The sequence below is a fragment of the Pseudoduganella dura genome, assembly GCF_009727155.1.
Classification (GTDB): Bacteria; Pseudomonadota; Gammaproteobacteria; order Burkholderiales; family Burkholderiaceae_D; genus Rugamonas; species Rugamonas dura.
Map to the genome: position 1 here is coordinate 3,018,203 of NZ_WNWM01000002.1, position 14,890 is coordinate 3,033,092.

The 14,890-nt window shown below is 62.4% G+C and carries 18 protein-coding genes; 6 read left to right on the forward strand and 12 right to left on the reverse strand.

Annotated elements, in window-relative coordinates:
• Nucleotides 1-4 precede the first annotated feature (4 nt).
• The gene (locus GJV26_RS13240) at nt 5-1,516 is read right to left on the reverse strand and encodes a polyamine aminopropyltransferase (RefSeq protein WP_155709216.1); all 1,512 of its coding nucleotides are present in this window, start codon (nt 1,514-1,516) and stop codon (nt 5-7) included.
• Between the two features lie 55 nt (nt 1,517-1,571).
• Between GJV26_RS13240 and GJV26_RS13245 the strand changes: the two genes are divergently transcribed.
• Genes GJV26_RS13245 through speD form a run of 5 tightly spaced genes read left to right on the forward strand, consistent with a single transcriptional unit; the run spans nt 1,572 to nt 5,029 of the window.
• The gene (locus GJV26_RS13245; protein WP_137315481.1) at nt 1,572-1,958 is read left to right on the forward strand and encodes a DUF350 domain-containing protein; all 387 of its coding nucleotides are present in this window, start codon (nt 1,572-1,574) and stop codon (nt 1,956-1,958) included.
• A gap of 11 nt (nt 1,959-1,969) precedes the next feature.
• Nucleotides 1,970-3,013 carry an SPFH domain-containing protein gene (locus GJV26_RS13250; protein ID WP_155709217.1) on the forward strand — a complete coding sequence of 348 codons (1,044 nt, stop codon included), beginning with the start codon at nt 1,970-1,972 and terminating at the stop codon, nt 3,011-3,013.
• A gap of 5 nt (nt 3,014-3,018) precedes the next feature.
• Nucleotides 3,019-4,482 (forward strand): DUF4178 domain-containing protein, encoded by a 1,464-nt coding sequence (locus GJV26_RS13255; RefSeq protein WP_155709218.1) that lies wholly within the window; start codon nt 3,019-3,021, stop codon nt 4,480-4,482.
• On the forward strand, nt 4,479-4,643 hold the full coding sequence (locus GJV26_RS29795) for a hypothetical protein (protein ID WP_173346199.1): 165 nt from the start codon (nt 4,479-4,481) through the stop codon (nt 4,641-4,643). Before GJV26_RS13255 ends, GJV26_RS29795 begins: the two co-directional genes overlap by 4 nt.
• On the forward strand, nt 4,640-5,029 hold the full coding sequence (gene speD / locus GJV26_RS13260; protein ID WP_189441734.1) for an adenosylmethionine decarboxylase: 390 nt from the start codon (nt 4,640-4,642) through the stop codon (nt 5,027-5,029). The genes GJV26_RS29795 and speD overlap by 4 nt, the downstream gene beginning before the upstream one ends.
• 16 nt (nt 5,030-5,045) lie before the next feature.
• Here the strand turns inward: speD and GJV26_RS13265 are convergent, their stop codons facing one another.
• A complete protein-coding gene (locus GJV26_RS13265) occupies nt 5,046-5,435 on the reverse strand; it encodes a VOC family protein (protein WP_155709219.1) in 390 nt (129 codons plus the stop codon).
• Between the two features lie 171 nt (nt 5,436-5,606).
• On the opposite strand from GJV26_RS13265, the gene GJV26_RS13270 reads away from it, so the two are divergent.
• Nucleotides 5,607-6,191 carry a hypothetical protein gene (locus GJV26_RS13270; protein ID WP_229419285.1) on the forward strand — a complete coding sequence of 195 codons (585 nt, stop codon included), beginning with the start codon at nt 5,607-5,609 and terminating at the stop codon, nt 6,189-6,191.
• Nucleotides 6,192-6,401: 210 nt separating this feature from the next.
• Here GJV26_RS13270 and GJV26_RS13275 read toward each other — a convergent pair whose 3' ends face one another.
• From GJV26_RS13275 to GJV26_RS13320, 10 genes are all read right to left on the reverse strand, one after another.
• Nucleotides 6,402-6,827 carry a F0F1 ATP synthase subunit epsilon gene (locus GJV26_RS13275; RefSeq protein ID WP_155709220.1) on the reverse strand — a complete coding sequence of 142 codons (426 nt, stop codon included), beginning with the start codon at nt 6,825-6,827 and terminating at the stop codon, nt 6,402-6,404.
• A gap of 56 nt (nt 6,828-6,883) precedes the next feature.
• Complete coding sequence (atpD, locus tag GJV26_RS13280) at nt 6,884-8,284, reverse strand: F0F1 ATP synthase subunit beta (RefSeq protein ID WP_155709221.1); 1,401 nt, start codon at nt 8,282-8,284, stop codon at nt 6,884-6,886.
• Between the two features lie 30 nt (nt 8,285-8,314).
• On the reverse strand, nt 8,315-9,190 hold the full coding sequence (atpG, locus tag GJV26_RS13285; protein WP_155709222.1) for a F0F1 ATP synthase subunit gamma: 876 nt from the start codon (nt 9,188-9,190) through the stop codon (nt 8,315-8,317).
• Nucleotides 9,191-9,249: 59 nt separating this feature from the next.
• Complete coding sequence (atpA, locus tag GJV26_RS13290; protein WP_155709223.1) at nt 9,250-10,791, reverse strand: F0F1 ATP synthase subunit alpha; 1,542 nt, start codon at nt 10,789-10,791, stop codon at nt 9,250-9,252.
• Nucleotides 10,792-10,867: 76 nt separating this feature from the next.
• Nucleotides 10,868-11,401 (reverse strand): F0F1 ATP synthase subunit delta, encoded by a 534-nt coding sequence (locus GJV26_RS13295; protein WP_155709224.1) that lies wholly within the window; start codon nt 11,399-11,401, stop codon nt 10,868-10,870.
• A gap of 2 nt (nt 11,402-11,403) precedes the next feature.
• Nucleotides 11,404-11,874, reverse strand: coding sequence for a F0F1 ATP synthase subunit B (locus GJV26_RS13300; RefSeq protein WP_155709225.1), 471 nt, complete (start codon nt 11,872-11,874; stop codon nt 11,404-11,406).
• Between the two features lie 38 nt (nt 11,875-11,912).
• Entirely contained in the window at nt 11,913-12,197 is a 285-nt protein-coding gene (gene atpE / locus GJV26_RS13305) for a F0F1 ATP synthase subunit C (RefSeq protein WP_155709226.1), read from the reverse strand.
• Between the two features lie 114 nt (nt 12,198-12,311).
• The gene (gene atpB, locus GJV26_RS13310; RefSeq protein WP_155709227.1) at nt 12,312-13,112 is read right to left on the reverse strand and encodes a F0F1 ATP synthase subunit A; all 801 of its coding nucleotides are present in this window, start codon (nt 13,110-13,112) and stop codon (nt 12,312-12,314) included.
• Nucleotides 13,113-13,196: 84 nt separating this feature from the next.
• A complete protein-coding gene (locus tag GJV26_RS13315) occupies nt 13,197-13,565 on the reverse strand; it encodes an ATP synthase subunit I (RefSeq protein WP_189441731.1) in 369 nt (122 codons plus the stop codon).
• A 351-nt stretch (nt 13,566-13,916) separates the two neighbouring features.
• Nucleotides 13,917-14,813 carry a ParB/RepB/Spo0J family partition protein gene (locus tag GJV26_RS13320; protein ID WP_155709228.1) on the reverse strand — a complete coding sequence of 299 codons (897 nt, stop codon included), beginning with the start codon at nt 14,811-14,813 and terminating at the stop codon, nt 13,917-13,919.
• Nucleotides 14,814-14,890: the final 77 nt, after the last annotated feature.

The window sequence follows — 14,890 nt, forward strand, 5'->3', positions numbered from 1 at the left end:
TACCTCAGCGTATGGTGCGGTGCCAGTCCTGCTCGAACTCGTGCACCAGCGATTGGGTGTTCAGGCGGTTGGGCGCCATCTTCAGCGGCTGCATGTCCGGCGGGAAGCTGAACATCGCCGCCGTGGTGGCGCCGTTCAGGAAACGCATCGGCAGCCGGTACGAAGCCGGCGGCGTGAACGTGCCCTGCGGCGAAGCGAGGATGAAACCCCATTCGCCGAACGACGGCACATACGCATGATACGGGTACGTGCGCATTCCTGTTTCGCGCAGCGTGGCATCGATGGTCCAGAACGCGTGCGGCGCGAAGAACGGCGAGGTCGACTGCACGACCACCAGGCCGTTGGCCGCCAGGTGATGCCGCAGCATGCTGTAGAACGGCACCGAATACAGTTTGCCCAGCGCGAAGCTGGAGGGATCGGGGAAATCGACGATGACGGCATCGAACATCTCGTCCGTCTGCCGCAGCCACACGGCGGCGTCGGCGTTGATCACCTTTACGCGGGGGTCCGACAGCGACTTGTGATTCAGCGCGGCCAGTTCGGCGCGCGACCTGAAGGCCGCGGTCATCGCCGGATCGAGGTCGACCAGCGTCACCGCCTCGATGTTCCTGTAGCGCAGGATCTCGCGCAAGGCAAGACCGTCGCCGCCGCCCAGCACCAGTACCCGTTTTGCCCATGGCAGCTGCTGCAGCGCCGGATGCACCAGCGCCTCGTGATAGCGGTATTCGTCGCGCGACGAGAACTGCAGGTTGCCATTGATGTACAGCCGCGTGTCATCCTTCCAGCGCGTGATGACGAGGCGCTGGTAAGGCGTGGTGGTGGCATACACGATCTCGTCGCCGAACAGCGAATGCTCGCCGAACTGCGTGAGGCGGTCCGCGCTGGCGAAGCCGAACGCCAGCAGCACCAGCACGGCGCAGGCACGCAGCGTGCGGCCGGCCAGGCCCGTGAGCTCGGCGCGGAACACGTGGATCGTCCACAGCCCCACGCCGATGTTGAGCATGCCGAACAGGTAGCCGGTGCGCACCAGGCCGAGATACGGCGCCAGCACCAGCGGGAACAGCAGCGACACGGCCAGCGCGCCCAGGTAATCGAACGTGAGCACGCGGCTGACGATTTCCGCGAACTCCGTCTGGCGCGCGTTCAGTGCCCGCATCACCAGCGGCACCTCCATGCCGACCAGCATGCCGATCATGAACACCAGCACATACAGCAGCAGCCGGAACGGCGCGGCCATCCACGAGAAGGTGAGGAACAGCAGGGCGGCCGACACGCCGCCGATCAGGCCGATGGCCAGTTCGATGTCGACGAAGCGCGCCAGCACGTGCTCGTCCTTCACGTATTTCGACAGGTGGGCGCCGACGCCCATCGCGAACAGGTAGCAGCCGATGATGGTGGAAAACTGCAGCACCGAGTCGCCCAGCAGGTAGCTCGAGAGCGCGCCGGCGATCAGTTCATAAGCCAGGCCGCATGAGGCGACGACGAACACGGACAGGATCAGAATTTTTTTGTTCATCGGCCGGCAACTGGATTATCATGTTTCTCTATTTACAAGTTTGCTACTATAAGCCATGTTTGCCGTTGCCAACTACCTGATCCACCTGTGCATCGCCGCGGCCCTGCTTGCCGTGTTCTTCAAGGCCTACACATGGATGACGCCTTATGACGAGGTGCACCTGATCCGGCAAGGCAACCACGCCGCGGCACTGTCGCTGGGCGGCGCGCTGCTGGGCTTTTCGCTGACGATCGCCTCGGGCCTGCTGCACACGCGGAACTACCAGGAATTCTTTGCATGGGCCTTCGGCGCGATGGTCGTACAGGCGCTGGCGTATGCCGTGACCACGCGCGCGCTGAAAATGGCCAAAGACCAGATCGAGGCCGGCAACAGCGCGTTCGGCGCGCTGCTCGGCACGATTTCCCTTTCCATCGGCGGCATCAATGCCGCCTGTATTTCCTGAAGGAGCCCGCGATGGGTATCGGCAGCTTTATCAAGAAACAGTTCATCGACGTCCTGCAGTGGAACGAAGACCAGGAAGGCGTGCTGGCCTGGCGCTATCCGATGCAGGATTTCGAGATCCAGAACGGCGGCGTGCTGGTGGTGCGCGAGTCGCAGGTGGCGGTGTTCGTCAACGAAGGCCAGATCGCCGACGTGTTCGGCCCCGGCACGCACAAGCTGACGACGCAGACGCTGCCCGTGCTGACCAACCTGAAAAACTGGGACAAGCTGTTCGATTCACCGTTCAAGTCCGACGTGTATTTCTTCAGCACGCGCGTGCAGACGGGGCGCAAGTGGGGCACGCCGCAGCCGGTGACGATCCGCGACAAGGATTTCGACATGATCCGCGTGCGCGCCTTCGGCATGTATTCCTACCGCGTGACGGACGCCCGCAAGTTCTTCACCGAGATCAGCGGCACCCGCGAGGCTTACACGCGCGACGAAGTGGAAGAGCAGTTGCGCGGCATCCTGCTGTCCACGATGGCCAGCTCGATCGGCGGCTCGAACGTAGCCTTCCTCGACATGGCGGCGAACCAGGCGCTGATGGCGCAGGAAATCAAGGGTGACCTGGCCGACGCGTTCGCGCGCTACGGCATCGGCCTCGACGAGTTCAACGTGGCTTCCGTGAGCCTGCCGGAAGAACTGCAGCAGGCGCTGGACGACCGCATCTCGGCCGGCATGAAGGGCGGCCTGTCGGCCGACAAGATGGCCGGTTTCACGCGTTACCAGACCGCCACCGCGATTCCGCTGGCGGCGCAGAACGAAGGCGGCATCGCCGGCATCGGGGCCGGGCTCGGGGCCGGGGTGACGATCGGCCAGGCGATGGGCCAGGCGGTCGGCGCTTCGCTGGCGCCGGCCGCGCCGCAAGCCGCGCCCGCGCCGGTGCCGGCACCGGCAGCGGAAGACCCGATCGAAGCCCGCCTGCAAAAGCTGAAAGGCTTGCTGGACAAGGGCCTGATCTCCGCCGCCGACTATGACAGCACGAAAGCCGAGCTGCTGAAGAAACTGATCGGCTAGAAGCGTTGCTGACTCTCTCTTGTCCCAGCTGCGGCGCCGAGGTGCGCTTCCGCTCGCACGCGGCCGTGATGGCCGTGTGCGAGTACTGCCGTACCGGCGTGCTCAAGGACCCGGGCGACGTCGGCGACCTGGGCAAGATTTCCGAAGTCCTGGAAGACTATTCGCCAATCCAGCCCGGCACCTCGGGCATCTGGGGCAGCCGGCCATTCACCGTCCTCGGCCGGCTGCAGCTGCGCTATGACGCCGGCTTCTGGAACGAGTGGTACCTGCTGTTCGACGATGGCGCAAGCGGCTGGCTGGGCGACGCTTCCGGCCAGTTCACGATCACCGTGCTGCGGCAGGCCGAAGGCCCCCTGCCCGCTTTCGGCGACCTGGTGCCCGGCAATCACGTCACGGTCGGCGGCGAGCGTTACATGGCGGCGGACGTGCGCACCGCCCGCTGCACGGGCGGCCAGGGCGAGCTGCCGTTCCGCGTGGGTCCAGGCTGGGAAGCGAAGGTGGCCGACCTGCGCGCCGGCAGCGCTTTCCTGACGCTCGACTATTCGGAAGGCCCCACGCCGCTGGTGTATGCCGGCGTGCCGGTCACGCTGGACGGCCTGCGCCCGCAGCTGCTGCGCGACGACCTGGAAATCCAGCGCACCGCCGGCCGCTTCCGCGGCAAGGTGACGGCGCTCGATTGCCCATCGTGCGGCGGCGCCATCAAGTATTTGCCGGGCATGACCGCCAATCTCGTCTGCCCCGCCTGCCGCGCGCAGCTCGACGCGGCCAGCCCGGAGATCGAAGTGCTGCGCGCCGGTGAACGGGTCGATGCCGTCGCCACCACGCTGCCGCTCGGCACGGAAGGCACGCTGGGCAACCAGAAGCTCGCCGTGATCGGCGTGATGCGCCGCGAGGATGACGAAGGCACGGCGTGGACCGAGTACCTGCTGTACGGCAGCCGCGCCGGCTTCACGTGGCTGGTCGAGACGGACGACGGCTGGCAGCGCTCCGACGTGCTGGACGCCTGGCCCGCGTGGCACGGCGAATCGGCCACGCTGGACAATGTCGACTACCGCCGGTTATACGAATACCCGGCGCGTGTGACGTTCGCCGCCGGTGCCTTCAACTGGCGTGTCGAGGTAGGCGACGTGGCGCAGGTCGAAGAATTCAGGCAGGGCCAGACCACGCTGGCGGCGGAGCGCAGCGCACATGAAATCACGTGGTCGCGCTCGAAACCGGTGGCATGGGACCAGTTGCAGGCATGGTTCCCGGATACGCTGAAAGCGAAGGCCGCGCCGCCGCGCGCGTCGGGCAAGCCGACGGGCGGCACCCCCTACCGCGATGCCGCGCGGATGCTGATCATTGCCACCGGCGTGGTGAACGCGATCCCGCTGATGTTCAATTTCGGCGGCACGTTTGCGTATTCCGTGCTGGCCGCGCTGGCGCTGTACCTGCCGGCGGTTTTCCTGGATAACAACGACAACGCATGAAAAAGTTCTGGATCTACGGTGTCGTGGTGGTGGTGGTCTCGACGGTGCTCAGCTGGAGCAATCTGAATGGCAGTCCATCGCGCGGTGCCTACCGCACCGGCTCGACATGGTCGTCGAACACCGGCGGCGGCAGCTGGGGCGGCGGCGGAGGCCATAAGTGAGCGGGTCACCAGCCACCATCTACAAGGCCGAGGGAACTCATCTGCTGGCCGATCTGTCCGGCGTGGCGCCGGCGCTGTTGACCGGCTGTGACGGGATCGAAGCGCTGTTGCGCACGGCGGCGCAAGCGGCCGGCGCGCATATCCTGCACAGCCATTTTCATGCGTTCGGGCCCGGGCTCGGCGTGACCGGCGTGGTACTGCTGGCCGAATCGCATATTTCGATCCACACCTGGCCCGAGCAGGCATTCGCCGCGGTCGATATCTTCATGTGCGGGGCCGCCGCGCCCCAGCGCGCACTGGCCGTGCTGCGCAACGCCCTGGCGCCGGCGCACTGCCGCGTGCGCACCGTGCAACGCAGTGCGATCGACGAACCGGTCACGGGGTAGTGGCCATCGTGGCCGCTTATTTCTCCCTGATCGTCGCCTCGATATTGTTGCCGTCGAAGTCCAGCATATAGGCGCTGTAATAATGGCCCGCGCCGACCCGCAAGCCGGGCGGGCCGTGATCTTCGGCACCGTGTTCCATCGCCGCGGCATAAAACCTGTCGACGGCTTCCTGGTCGGGGGCCGCGAAGGCGATATGCAGCGGCGCATTGCCGGCCTGGTGCCCGGCCCGCCAGTAAGTGGGAATTTCGGACCCGAGCCAGATAAACGGCTGGCCTCCTTCGGCCGCATAAATACACCAGTCCATGTCGGTCTCCGTGCGGCGGATTCCCAGTGGCGCGAGGCAGGCGTCGTACAACGCCATGCTGCGCGGGAAATCTGTCACGACAATACCGAGATGATGAAACATGCGCTGCTCCTGAAGTGAGAGAGACCAGCCTATCACTGTTGATAGCGTACCGGCGCGCACGATTGCCTGTCGGTGGCCATGGCCGCCATGGTGCCGGGCATGCGCGCCGGTGAATCCGGCACGATGCATTGTTGCGGCGGAAGACACTCGGTTACACTGTCGGCTGACTCCATGACCCTTACTGCCATGCGCCGCCTTGCGCCCCGATTTTCCCTGATTGCCCTGCCCCTGCTGCTTGCCGTTGCGGGCTGCGGCGACGATTACCAGCCCGAACAGTTATACATGGCGACGAGCCCCGATTGCCGGGAATGGGTGGATGGGTCGACATTCAACCTGCCGGACGGTGTGAGCGTTTCCGCCACCAGCCCCGTCACGCTGAAGCAGGGAAGCGCCGAGTTCGGCATCATCTACCTGGTGCCGCGCGGCGGCCGGGTACAGTTCATCACGCGGGCGTTCAATGTCACGCAGCCGAAAGGCGCAACGATCGCCAAGGCGAAGATCATCAGCTATTACCAGCGCGGCACCAATAACCGCGCCGAAATGGTGGAAGTGATCGAGAACATCCCGGGCCTGCTGCTCCCGGTCGCCACGGCGGACGTCACGCAGTGGCGCATCCGGCTGGGCGTGCCCGCCGGCCTGCCCGACCGCTTCGACCTGGTGACGTCCGACGTCATCATCGGCAACGAACGCTACCCGGTGCGCACGTTTACCTATCGCTGGTTCCCGGAGCGCAAGGCTTACGGGCTCTGCCGCTAAAGTTTCCTGAAATCGGGGACTGTCCCCCCTTCCGGAAACTTTTCCCGAAAATGAGAAGTAGAAATCCTGCGTAAGTCGCGGCACGAAGTTGACGGCTTCTCAAATTCGAGAATTGTTGTCAAAAAATGGGGACTGTCCCCGTGATTTTTTTGCAACGGTGAAGGCGTAAAAAAAGCAGCCCGAAAGCTGCTTTTTTTGGATGCGACCAGATCAGTGCTTGTTCTGGCGCAGTTTGGCGATGGCTGCCAGCTGGCCGATGGCCGCTGCCAGTTCCGCCTGGGCTTTCGCGTAGTCGATGCCGGTCTGGTTGTTGGCCAGGCTTTCTTCCGCCAGTTTCTTGGCGGCCTGGGCCTTGGCTTCGTCCAGGTCGCCGCCGCGGATCGCGGTGTCGGCCAGGACCGTCACGGCGTTCGGCTGCACTTCCAGCAGGCCGCCGGCGACGAAGACGAATTCTTCTTCCGACTTGCCCAGCACCTGGATGCGCACCGCGCCCGGACGGATACGGGTGATCAAAGGCGTGTGCTTCGGGTAGATACCCAGCTCGCCCTGCTCGCCCGGCAACGCGACGAAGGTGGCTTCGCCGGAGAAGATCAGCTCTTCTGCCGAGACCACATCGACGTGAATAGTGTTTGCCATAGTTATCCTAACGGTTGAACGCCCCGCTTCACGAAGAAGCGGGGCGTCGCATCAAATTAGCCGAGCTTCTTGGCTTTTTCGATGGCTTCTTCGATCGTGCCGACCATGTAGAACGCCTGCTCCGGCAGGTGATCCAGTTCGCCGGAAGCGATCATCTTGAAGCCCTTGATCGTGTCTTTCAGCGAAACGTACTTGCCCGGTGCGCCGGTGAAGACTTCGGCAACGTGGAACGGCTGCGACAGGAAACGCTGCATCTTACGTGCGCGCGAAACCAGCAGCTTGTCTTCCGGTGCCAGCTCGTCCATGCCCAGAATCGCGATGATGTCACGCAGTTCCTTGTAGCGCTGCAGCGTGCCCTGCACGGCGCGGGCCGTGTCGTAGTGGTCCTGGCCCACGACCAGCGGATCCAGCTGGCGGGAAGTCGAGTCCAGCGGGTCCACGGCCGGGTAGATACCCAGCGAGGCGATGTCACGCGACAGAACGACGGTGGAATCGAGGTGACCGAAGGTCGTCGCAGGCGACGGGTCGGTCAAGTCATCCGCGGGAACGTAGACGGCCTGGATCGACGTGATCGAACCGGTCTTGGTCGACGTGATGCGCTCCTGCAGGCGGCCCATTTCCTCGGCCAGCGTCGGCTGGTAGCCCACGGCGGAAGGCATACGGCCCAGCAGTGCGGACACTTCGGTACCGGCCAGCGTGAAGCGGTAGATGTTGTCGACGAAGAACAGCACGTCCTTGCCTTCGTCACGGAACGATTCCGCGATCGTCAGGCCGGTCAGTGCCACGCGCAGGCGGTTGCCCGGCGGCTCGTTCATCTGGCCGTACACCATGGCCACTTTGGAGTTGCCCAGGTTGTCCAGGTCGACGACCTTCGCATCGGCCATCTCGTGGTAGAAGTCGTTACCTTCACGGGTACGCTCGCCCACGCCGGCGAACACGGACAGACCCGAGTGCGCCTTGGCGATGTTGTTGATCAGTTCCATCATGTTGACGGTCTTGCCCACGCCGGCGCCGCCGAACAGGCCGACTTTACCGCCCTTGGCGAACGGGCACACCAGGTCGATCACCTTGATGCCGGTTTCCAGCAGGTCCTGCGACGGCGACAGTTCGTCGTAGGCAGGCGGCGTGCGGTGGATCGAAGCGATCTGGTCTTGCGGCACCGGGCCGCGTTCGTCGATCGGGTTACCCAGCACGTCCATAATGCGGCCCAGGGTGCCTTTACCGACCGGCACCATGATTGGCTTGCCCGTGTTCTGAATGGTCATGCCGCGACGCAGGCCGTCGGAAGAACCCAGCGCAATGGTACGGACAATGCCGTCGCCCAGCTGCTGTTGAACTTCCAGGGTCAGCTCGGAGCCTTCCATTTTCAGCGCGTCAAAAACCTTAGGCATCGCGTTGCGCGGGAACTCCACGTCCACCACGGCGCCAATACACTGAACGATTTTGCCATCAGCCATTTTCGTTCCTTCAAATATAGTTAAATTCGTTTAAACCGCTGCCGCACCGGCCACGATTTCAGAGAGTTCTTTGGTAATGGCTGCCTGACGGGTCTTGTTGTACACCAGCTTCAGTTCGCCGATCACACTGCCGGCGTTGTCGCTGGCGGCCTTCATTGCCACCATCCGCGCCGATTGCTCGGACGCGAGGTTTTCCGCCACGGACTGGTACACCAGGGCTTCCACGTAACGTTCCAGCAGTTCGTCGATGACGGTCGCTGCATCCGGTTCGTAGATGTAATCCCAGTTGATGCCGCCCTTGTCCGCTTCGCGCTTTTCCGCCGTCAGCGGCAGCAGCTGTTCGACCATCGGTTCCTGCTTCATCGTGTTGATGAACTTGGTGTAGCACAGGTAAACGGCGTCCAGCTTGCCTTCCTGGAACTTCTCCAGCATGACTTTCACGGGGCCGATCAGCTTTTCCAGGTGCGGGGTATCGCCGATCTGCGTCGCCTGTGCCACCACGGGCACACCGATGCGGTTCAGGAAACCGAGACCCTTGTTGCCGATCGCGACCGCTTCAACTTTATTGCCGGCCGCTTCCAGTTCCTTCGTCTTGTTCGTCACCGCGCGCAGCACATTGGTGTTCATGCCACCGCACAGACCCTTGTCGGTCGTGATGATGATGAAACCGACGGCTCTTGCCTGCGTGCCCTGGGCATCAGCCAGGAACGGGTGCGTGTACTCGGGATTGGCGCCAGCCAGGTTCGCGGCGATGTTACGAATCTTGTCCGCATAGGGACGGGCGGCGCGCATGCGATCCTGCGCCTTGCGCATTTTCGATGCGGCGACCATTTCCATCGCCTTCGTGATCTTCTTCGTATTCTCTACGCTCTTGATCTTGCCACGTATCTCTTTGCCTACTGCCATGAGTCCTTACTCCTTCTGTACAGAAGCGGCCCCTTTCGACGGGGCCGCTGTAGCTGCACTTAAAATGCGCCGGATTTCTTGAAATCAGCGATGGCCGCGGACAGCGTAGCTTCGCTGTCCTTGTCCAGTTGCTTGCTTTCTTCGATCTTCGACAGCAGGGCGGCGTTCTTGGCCTTCAGGTACGAGTGCAGGCCCGCTTCGAACGGCAGCACTTGCTTGACGGCGATATCGTCCAGGAAGCCCTTGTTCACGGCGAACAGCGACGCGGCCATCAGCGAGATCGACAGCGGCGAGTATTGCTGCTGCTTCAGCAGTTCGGTCACGCGGGCACCGCGGTCCAGCTGCTTGCGGGTCGATTCGTCCAGGTCGGAAGCGAACTGCGCGAACGCAGCCAGTTCACGGTACTGCGCCAGGTCGGTACGGATACCGCCGGACAGGCCCTTGATGACCTTGGTCTGGGCGGCGCCACCGACGCGCGACACCGAGATACCGGCGTTGATCGCCGGACGGACGCCCGCGTTGAACAGCGACGTTTCCAGGAAGATCTGGCCGTCGGTGATCGAAATCACGTTGGTCGGCACGAAGGCGGACACGTCGCCGGCTTGCGTTTCGATGATCGGCAGCGCGGTCAACGAACCGGTCTTACCGGTCACGGCGCCGTCGGTGAAGTTCGACACGTAGTCGGCGTTCACGCGGGCTGCGCGTTCCAGCAGGCGGCTGTGCAGGTAGAACACGTCGCCAGGGTAGGCTTCGCGGCCTGGCGGACGGCGCAGCAGCAGCGAAATCTGGCGATAGGCAACGGCTTGCTTGGACAGATCGTCATACACGATCAGCGCATCTTCGCCGCGGTCGCGGAAGTATTCGCCCATCGTGCAGCCCGAGTAGGCCGAGATGTACTGCATGGCAGCCGATTCGGATGCCGTAGCGGCGACGACGATCGTGTATTCCATCGCGCCGTGCTGTTCCAGCGAGCGGACGATGTTCTTGATCGTGGAAGCCTTCTGGCCGATGGCGACGTAGATACACGTCATGCCCTGGCCCTTCTGGTTGATGATCGCATCGACTGCGACAGCCGATTTACCGGTCTGGCGGTCGCCGATGATCAGCTCGCGCTGGCCACGGCCGATCGGCACCATCGCGTCGATCGACTTCAGGCCGGTCTGCATTGGCTGCGACACGGACTCACGGGCGATCACGCCCGGAGCGATCTTTTCGATCGGCGAGGTCAGCTTCGCATCGATCGGGCCCTTGCCGTCGATCGGCTGGCCCAGCGCGTTGACCACGCGGCCGCGCAGTTCCGGACCGACCGGCACTTCCAGGATGCGGCGCGTGCACTTGACGGTGTCGCCTTCCGAGATGTGCTCGTAAGCACCCAGGATCACGGCGCCGACGGAGTCGCGCTCCAGGTTCATGGCCAGGCCGAACGTGTTGCCCGGGAATTCGAGCATCTCGCCTTGCATCACTTCGGACAGACCGTGGATGCGGCAGATACCGTCGGCAACCGAGATGACGGTGCCTTGATTGCGCACTTCAGCGCCGCTGTCAATGCCTTGGATCCGGCTCTTGATCAGCTCGCTGATTTCAGATGGGTTGAGTTGCATGGTAACTCCTAATTGTGTTCTCTCAGCTTGCGCGAGGGTATAAGGGTCTGCCGCAGGTGGACGCGGTACTGCCCGCTTACGACGTCAGCGCGACGCGCATCTGTTCGAGCTTGGCGCGTACCGAAGTGTCCAGCACTTCGTCACCGACCACCACGCGCACGCCGCCGATCAACGCTGGATCGACCGTGACTTGCGGGTTCAGCTTGCGGCCGAATTTCTTTTCCAGCGTCGCGACCAGGGCAGCGACTTGGCCGCCGTCCAGATCGAATGCGCTCGTGATGTCGGCATCCGCCGCACCTTCCACGCCGTTTTTCAGGTCGTTGAATTGGGTGCCGATTTCCGGCAGCAATGCGAGGCGGCCGTTTTCGATCAGCGTCGAGAGAAAATTGTTCGCTTCCGCGGTCAGCGGCGATTTCAGCAGGGAGGTGACGGTGGCCAGCACATCGCTGTCCGACACCTTCGGGTTGCGGGCATATGCCAGCACCTCTTCGTGCGAACCGATCTGGGCCAGTTCGGACACCAGATCGGACCATTGCGCGAGGTTGCCAGCCTGGGCTACGCGGAAGAGGGCTTCCGCGTAAGGACGAGCGACGGTTGCGAGTTCAGCCATGATTACAGCTCGGTCGCAAGGCGATTCAGCAGGTCGGCGTGGGCCGACGCGTTGACTTCGCGCTTCAGGATTTGCTCGGCGCCCTTGACTGCCAGGTCCGCCACCTGGGCACGCAGTTGCTCGCGTGCCTGGGTAACCTGCTGGTCGGCTTCTGCCTTGGCGGTCGCGATGATGCGATCCGCTTCGGCTTTGGCATTGGCCTTGATTTCTTCAGCGATCAGCTGAGCACGCTTTTCAGCGTCCGCGACGCGCGACGCAGCTTCGTCACGCGCGGAGGTCAGGGCTTCCGCGGCGCGCTTTTCAGCAGCCGCCATCGAAGCCTGGCCCTGGTCGGCAGCAGCCAGACCATCCGCGATACGCTTGGCACGCTCATCCAGCGCGCTGTTCAGCGCCGGGAATACGAATTTCATCGAGAACCAGACGAGCACCGCGAAGGTGATCATCTGGCCGATGAGAGACATATTGATGTTCATACCTTGCTCCTAAAAAGTTTCCCCGGTTGGAGCGTGAATTACTGAGCTACGGCGTTGGTCAGGGCGGTCAGGAATGGGTTGTTGAACGTGAACAGCAGAGCAACACCAACGCCGATCATGGAGATCGCATCCAGCAGGCCGGCGATAACGAACAGCTTGGTTTGCAGTTGCGGCATCAGTTCAGGCTGACGTGCCGAAGCTTCCAGGAACTTGCCACCCAGGATTGCGAAGCCCAGAGCGGTGCCGATGGCAGCCAGGCCGATGATGATGGCGACGGCCAGAACGGTGTTGCTTTGGATTTGGGCGATCAGTTGAGCTTGCATTTCAGATTTCTCCTAAGATTTAAAAAAACACAGATACCAGATTTAAAAAACTCTTTTTTACAGCGAACTTCTCGGAACCCCGACAGACCGTACCCGGCCTGTCGGGTTTCTTCATTAGTGTTTCTCGACCGCGAGGCTGAGGTACACAACCGTCAGGGCCATGAAGACGAAGGCCTGCAGCGTCACAATCAGGATGTGGAAGATTGCCCATGGACCACCCAGCAGCCACTGTGCCCACCAAGGCAGCAGCGCGATCAGGATGAAAATCAGTTCGCCGGCATACATGTTGCCGAACAGTCGCAGCGACAGCGAAATCGGCTTGGCCAGCAGTTCCAGCATCTGGAACAGGAAATTGACCGGTGCCAGCAAGATCGCCGCGAAGCCGTGTGCGTGGAACGGCGTGGTCAGCAGTTCCTTGCCCCAGCCGCCAACGCCCTTGGCCTTGATGGAAAAGCCGATAATGCACAGCAGGACGCCGAACGACATGGCGAAGGTGTGATTCACGTCGGCGGTCGGCACGACGCGCAGCTTGTACACACCGAAGAATTCCAGGACACGCGGCAGCAGGTCGACCGGCAGGAAGTCCATCGCATTCATCAGCCAGACCCACACGAAGATCGTGATGGCCAGCGGTGCGATCACGGCGCTTTTCGCGTGAAAGGCGCTGTTGACGGTGTCGTTGACCAGCTCCATGATCCATTCGACGAAATTCTGCAGCTTGCCCGGCACGCCCGCAGTGGCGCGCTTGGAAGCCATGTAGAACACACCCAGGAACACAAAGCCCAGGATGGCGGAGATCCAGAACGTGTCCAGATTCCACATGCCATCGGCGGATTGTAGGTGGGAGAGGTGGTGCTGGATGTACTCGGTGGCGTTAGCCGGAGCCGCGTGGCCCCCCGCGTGTTCAGTCGTCATAATGAAGTTGATATTGAATTTAGAAACTTTGGCCGCACCATCCGATTCTCGAATGGTGAAAACGGCAATTAAACTGCGCGGCGATCACACTGCGAGCAATGCAAACCAATATGCCAATGTCGTCACCGCAAAACCCAAGATCAGCCATAACCAGGCCGCCGATGGAAACAGCACCAGCGTCGTTATGAACAGAACTGCTGTAATGAATACTTTTATCATCTCGGCGCGAAAATGCCGCCGGAAGACTGCCTTGGCGTCACCGTTGCCGCGTGCGACGATCAGCGCGTAGACCAAGCTGCCCGCCACCGTGATCCCGCCGCCCATGGCAGCGGACCAGCCTTTTTCCATCCCGGCGAAAAGCGCAACGAGGGCGGAAAACAGGACGGCGATTGTCAGTTGCAGAGCGACGATGCGAAAGACCGGCCGGGCGATACCTGCTGCAGAATCACTCACTTGCCAACTTTCTTAACGGAGCTTTAAGACCCAAAGACACGGGATTATAGGGCTGTTACGATTGCCACGTCAAACATGCTGCACCGCAACAGAGCGATTTAAGGCAACATTGCAACAAATTTAGCAACACGTTTATCCATTTTGCACCATGCCGGTGCATCGCTCCCCTGCAGAGCAAACTTAAATGTCACTTAAACACCATCGGGCGTGATAACTCACTGTCCGATACCGGCTGTTCCAGCGTTTTTCCACTTTTTAGGCGTTTTTCGATGGCTTGCCGGATACCGCGACCAATATCGGGACAGGAACCGGCCGCTGCAATAGACGGTCCGGCAACCTTCGTGACTATTTTTAGAGGGGATGCTCGGCGCGCAGCCGGGCCAGCACGCCGTCCAGGATATCGAGGTCGGCGAAGTCGATGATCATCTGGCCCTTGCCCTTGGTACCGATGCGGAACGAGACCGGCGTGGCCAGCCGGTCGGACAGTTCTTCTTCCAGGCGCTTGATATCGCCCGACTTTTCCCGCACCTTCGCGTCCGGCGGCGCATTCTGCTCTTCCTGCGTGCGGGTAACGAGCTTTTCCGTTTCGCGCACCGACAGGCGCCGGGCAATGACCACGTTGGCCAGCGTGATCTGCGTGGCGGCATCCACCGCCAGCAAGGCACGGGCATGGCCCATGTCGATGTCGCCGGCCATCAGCATGGTCTGCACCGGCGCGGCCAGGTTCAGCAGGCGCAACAGGTTCGACACGGCGGACCGCGAACGGCCGACGGCATTCGCCGCCTGCTCATGCGTAAAGGCAAAGTCGGTGATCAGCCGGTGGATGCCCTGCGCTTCCTCCAGCGGGTTGAGGTCTTCGCGCTGGATGTTCTCGATCAGCGCCATCGCGGCGGCGGAGGTGTCGTCCACTTCGCGCACCAGCACGGGGACCGTGTCCAGCCCGGCAATTTGTGCGGCGCGGAAGCGGCGCTCGCCGGCGATGATTTCATACTTGGTGCCACCCGGCTCGTTGCCGACAGGGCGTACGAGGATCGGCTGCATGATGCCCTGCGCCTTGATGGATGCGGCCAGCTCGTTCAGGCTGCCTTCATCCATCCGCGTGCGCGGCTGGTATTTACCAGGTTGCAACTGCCCCAGTGGCAGTTCCGATGGTGCGCCCTGCTCGGTGGCACTGGATGAAGCGTTGTCGTCGCCGCCCAGCAGCGCGTCGAGGCCGCGGCCGAGGCCTTTGAGTTTTTTGGTTGCCATGTAGTGTGCTCTTGCTCGTCAGTGCCGCATGCCGGCATTGGGGCATGGCCCCGATGATGGCGTGCGGCACCGTTTTT

Excerpts from the sequence above, each read along its gene's own strand:
- atpG (WP_155709222.1), bottom strand. The coding sequence starts at position 9,190 with ATGGCAGTAGGCAAAGAGATACGTGGCAAGATCAAGAGCGTAGAGAAT.
- GJV26_RS13245 (WP_137315481.1), top strand. The coding sequence starts at position 1,572 with ATGTTTGCCGTTGCCAACTACCTGATCCACCTGTGCATCGCCGCGGCC.
- atpB (WP_155709227.1), bottom strand. The coding sequence starts at position 13,112 with ATGACGACTGAACACGCGGGGGGCCACGCGGCTCCGGCTAACGCCACC.
- GJV26_RS13320 (WP_155709228.1), bottom strand. The coding sequence starts at position 14,813 with ATGGCAACCAAAAAACTCAAAGGCCTCGGCCGCGGCCTCGACGCGCTG.
- GJV26_RS13265 (WP_155709219.1), bottom strand. The coding sequence starts at position 5,435 with ATGTTTCATCATCTCGGTATTGTCGTGACAGATTTCCCGCGCAGCATG.
- GJV26_RS13240 (WP_155709216.1), bottom strand. The coding sequence starts at position 1,516 with ATGAACAAAAAAATTCTGATCCTGTCCGTGTTCGTCGTCGCCTCATGC.
- GJV26_RS13295 (WP_155709224.1), bottom strand. The coding sequence starts at position 11,401 with ATGGCTGAACTCGCAACCGTCGCTCGTCCTTACGCGGAAGCCCTCTTC.
- GJV26_RS13300 (WP_155709225.1), bottom strand. The coding sequence starts at position 11,874 with ATGAACATCAATATGTCTCTCATCGGCCAGATGATCACCTTCGCGGTG.
- GJV26_RS13270 (WP_229419285.1), top strand. The coding sequence starts at position 5,607 with ATGACCCTTACTGCCATGCGCCGCCTTGCGCCCCGATTTTCCCTGATT.
- GJV26_RS13250 (WP_155709217.1), top strand. The coding sequence starts at position 1,970 with ATGGGTATCGGCAGCTTTATCAAGAAACAGTTCATCGACGTCCTGCAG.
- atpD (WP_155709221.1), bottom strand. The coding sequence starts at position 8,284 with ATGGCTGATGGCAAAATCGTTCAGTGTATTGGCGCCGTGGTGGACGTG.
- atpA (WP_155709223.1), bottom strand. The coding sequence starts at position 10,791 with ATGCAACTCAACCCATCTGAAATCAGCGAGCTGATCAAGAGCCGGATC.
- atpE (WP_155709226.1), bottom strand. The coding sequence starts at position 12,197 with ATGCAAGCTCAACTGATCGCCCAAATCCAAAGCAACACCGTTCTGGCC.
- GJV26_RS13275 (WP_155709220.1), bottom strand. The coding sequence starts at position 6,827 with ATGGCAAACACTATTCACGTCGATGTGGTCTCGGCAGAAGAGCTGATC.
- GJV26_RS29795 (WP_173346199.1), top strand. The coding sequence starts at position 4,479 with ATGAAAAAGTTCTGGATCTACGGTGTCGTGGTGGTGGTGGTCTCGACG.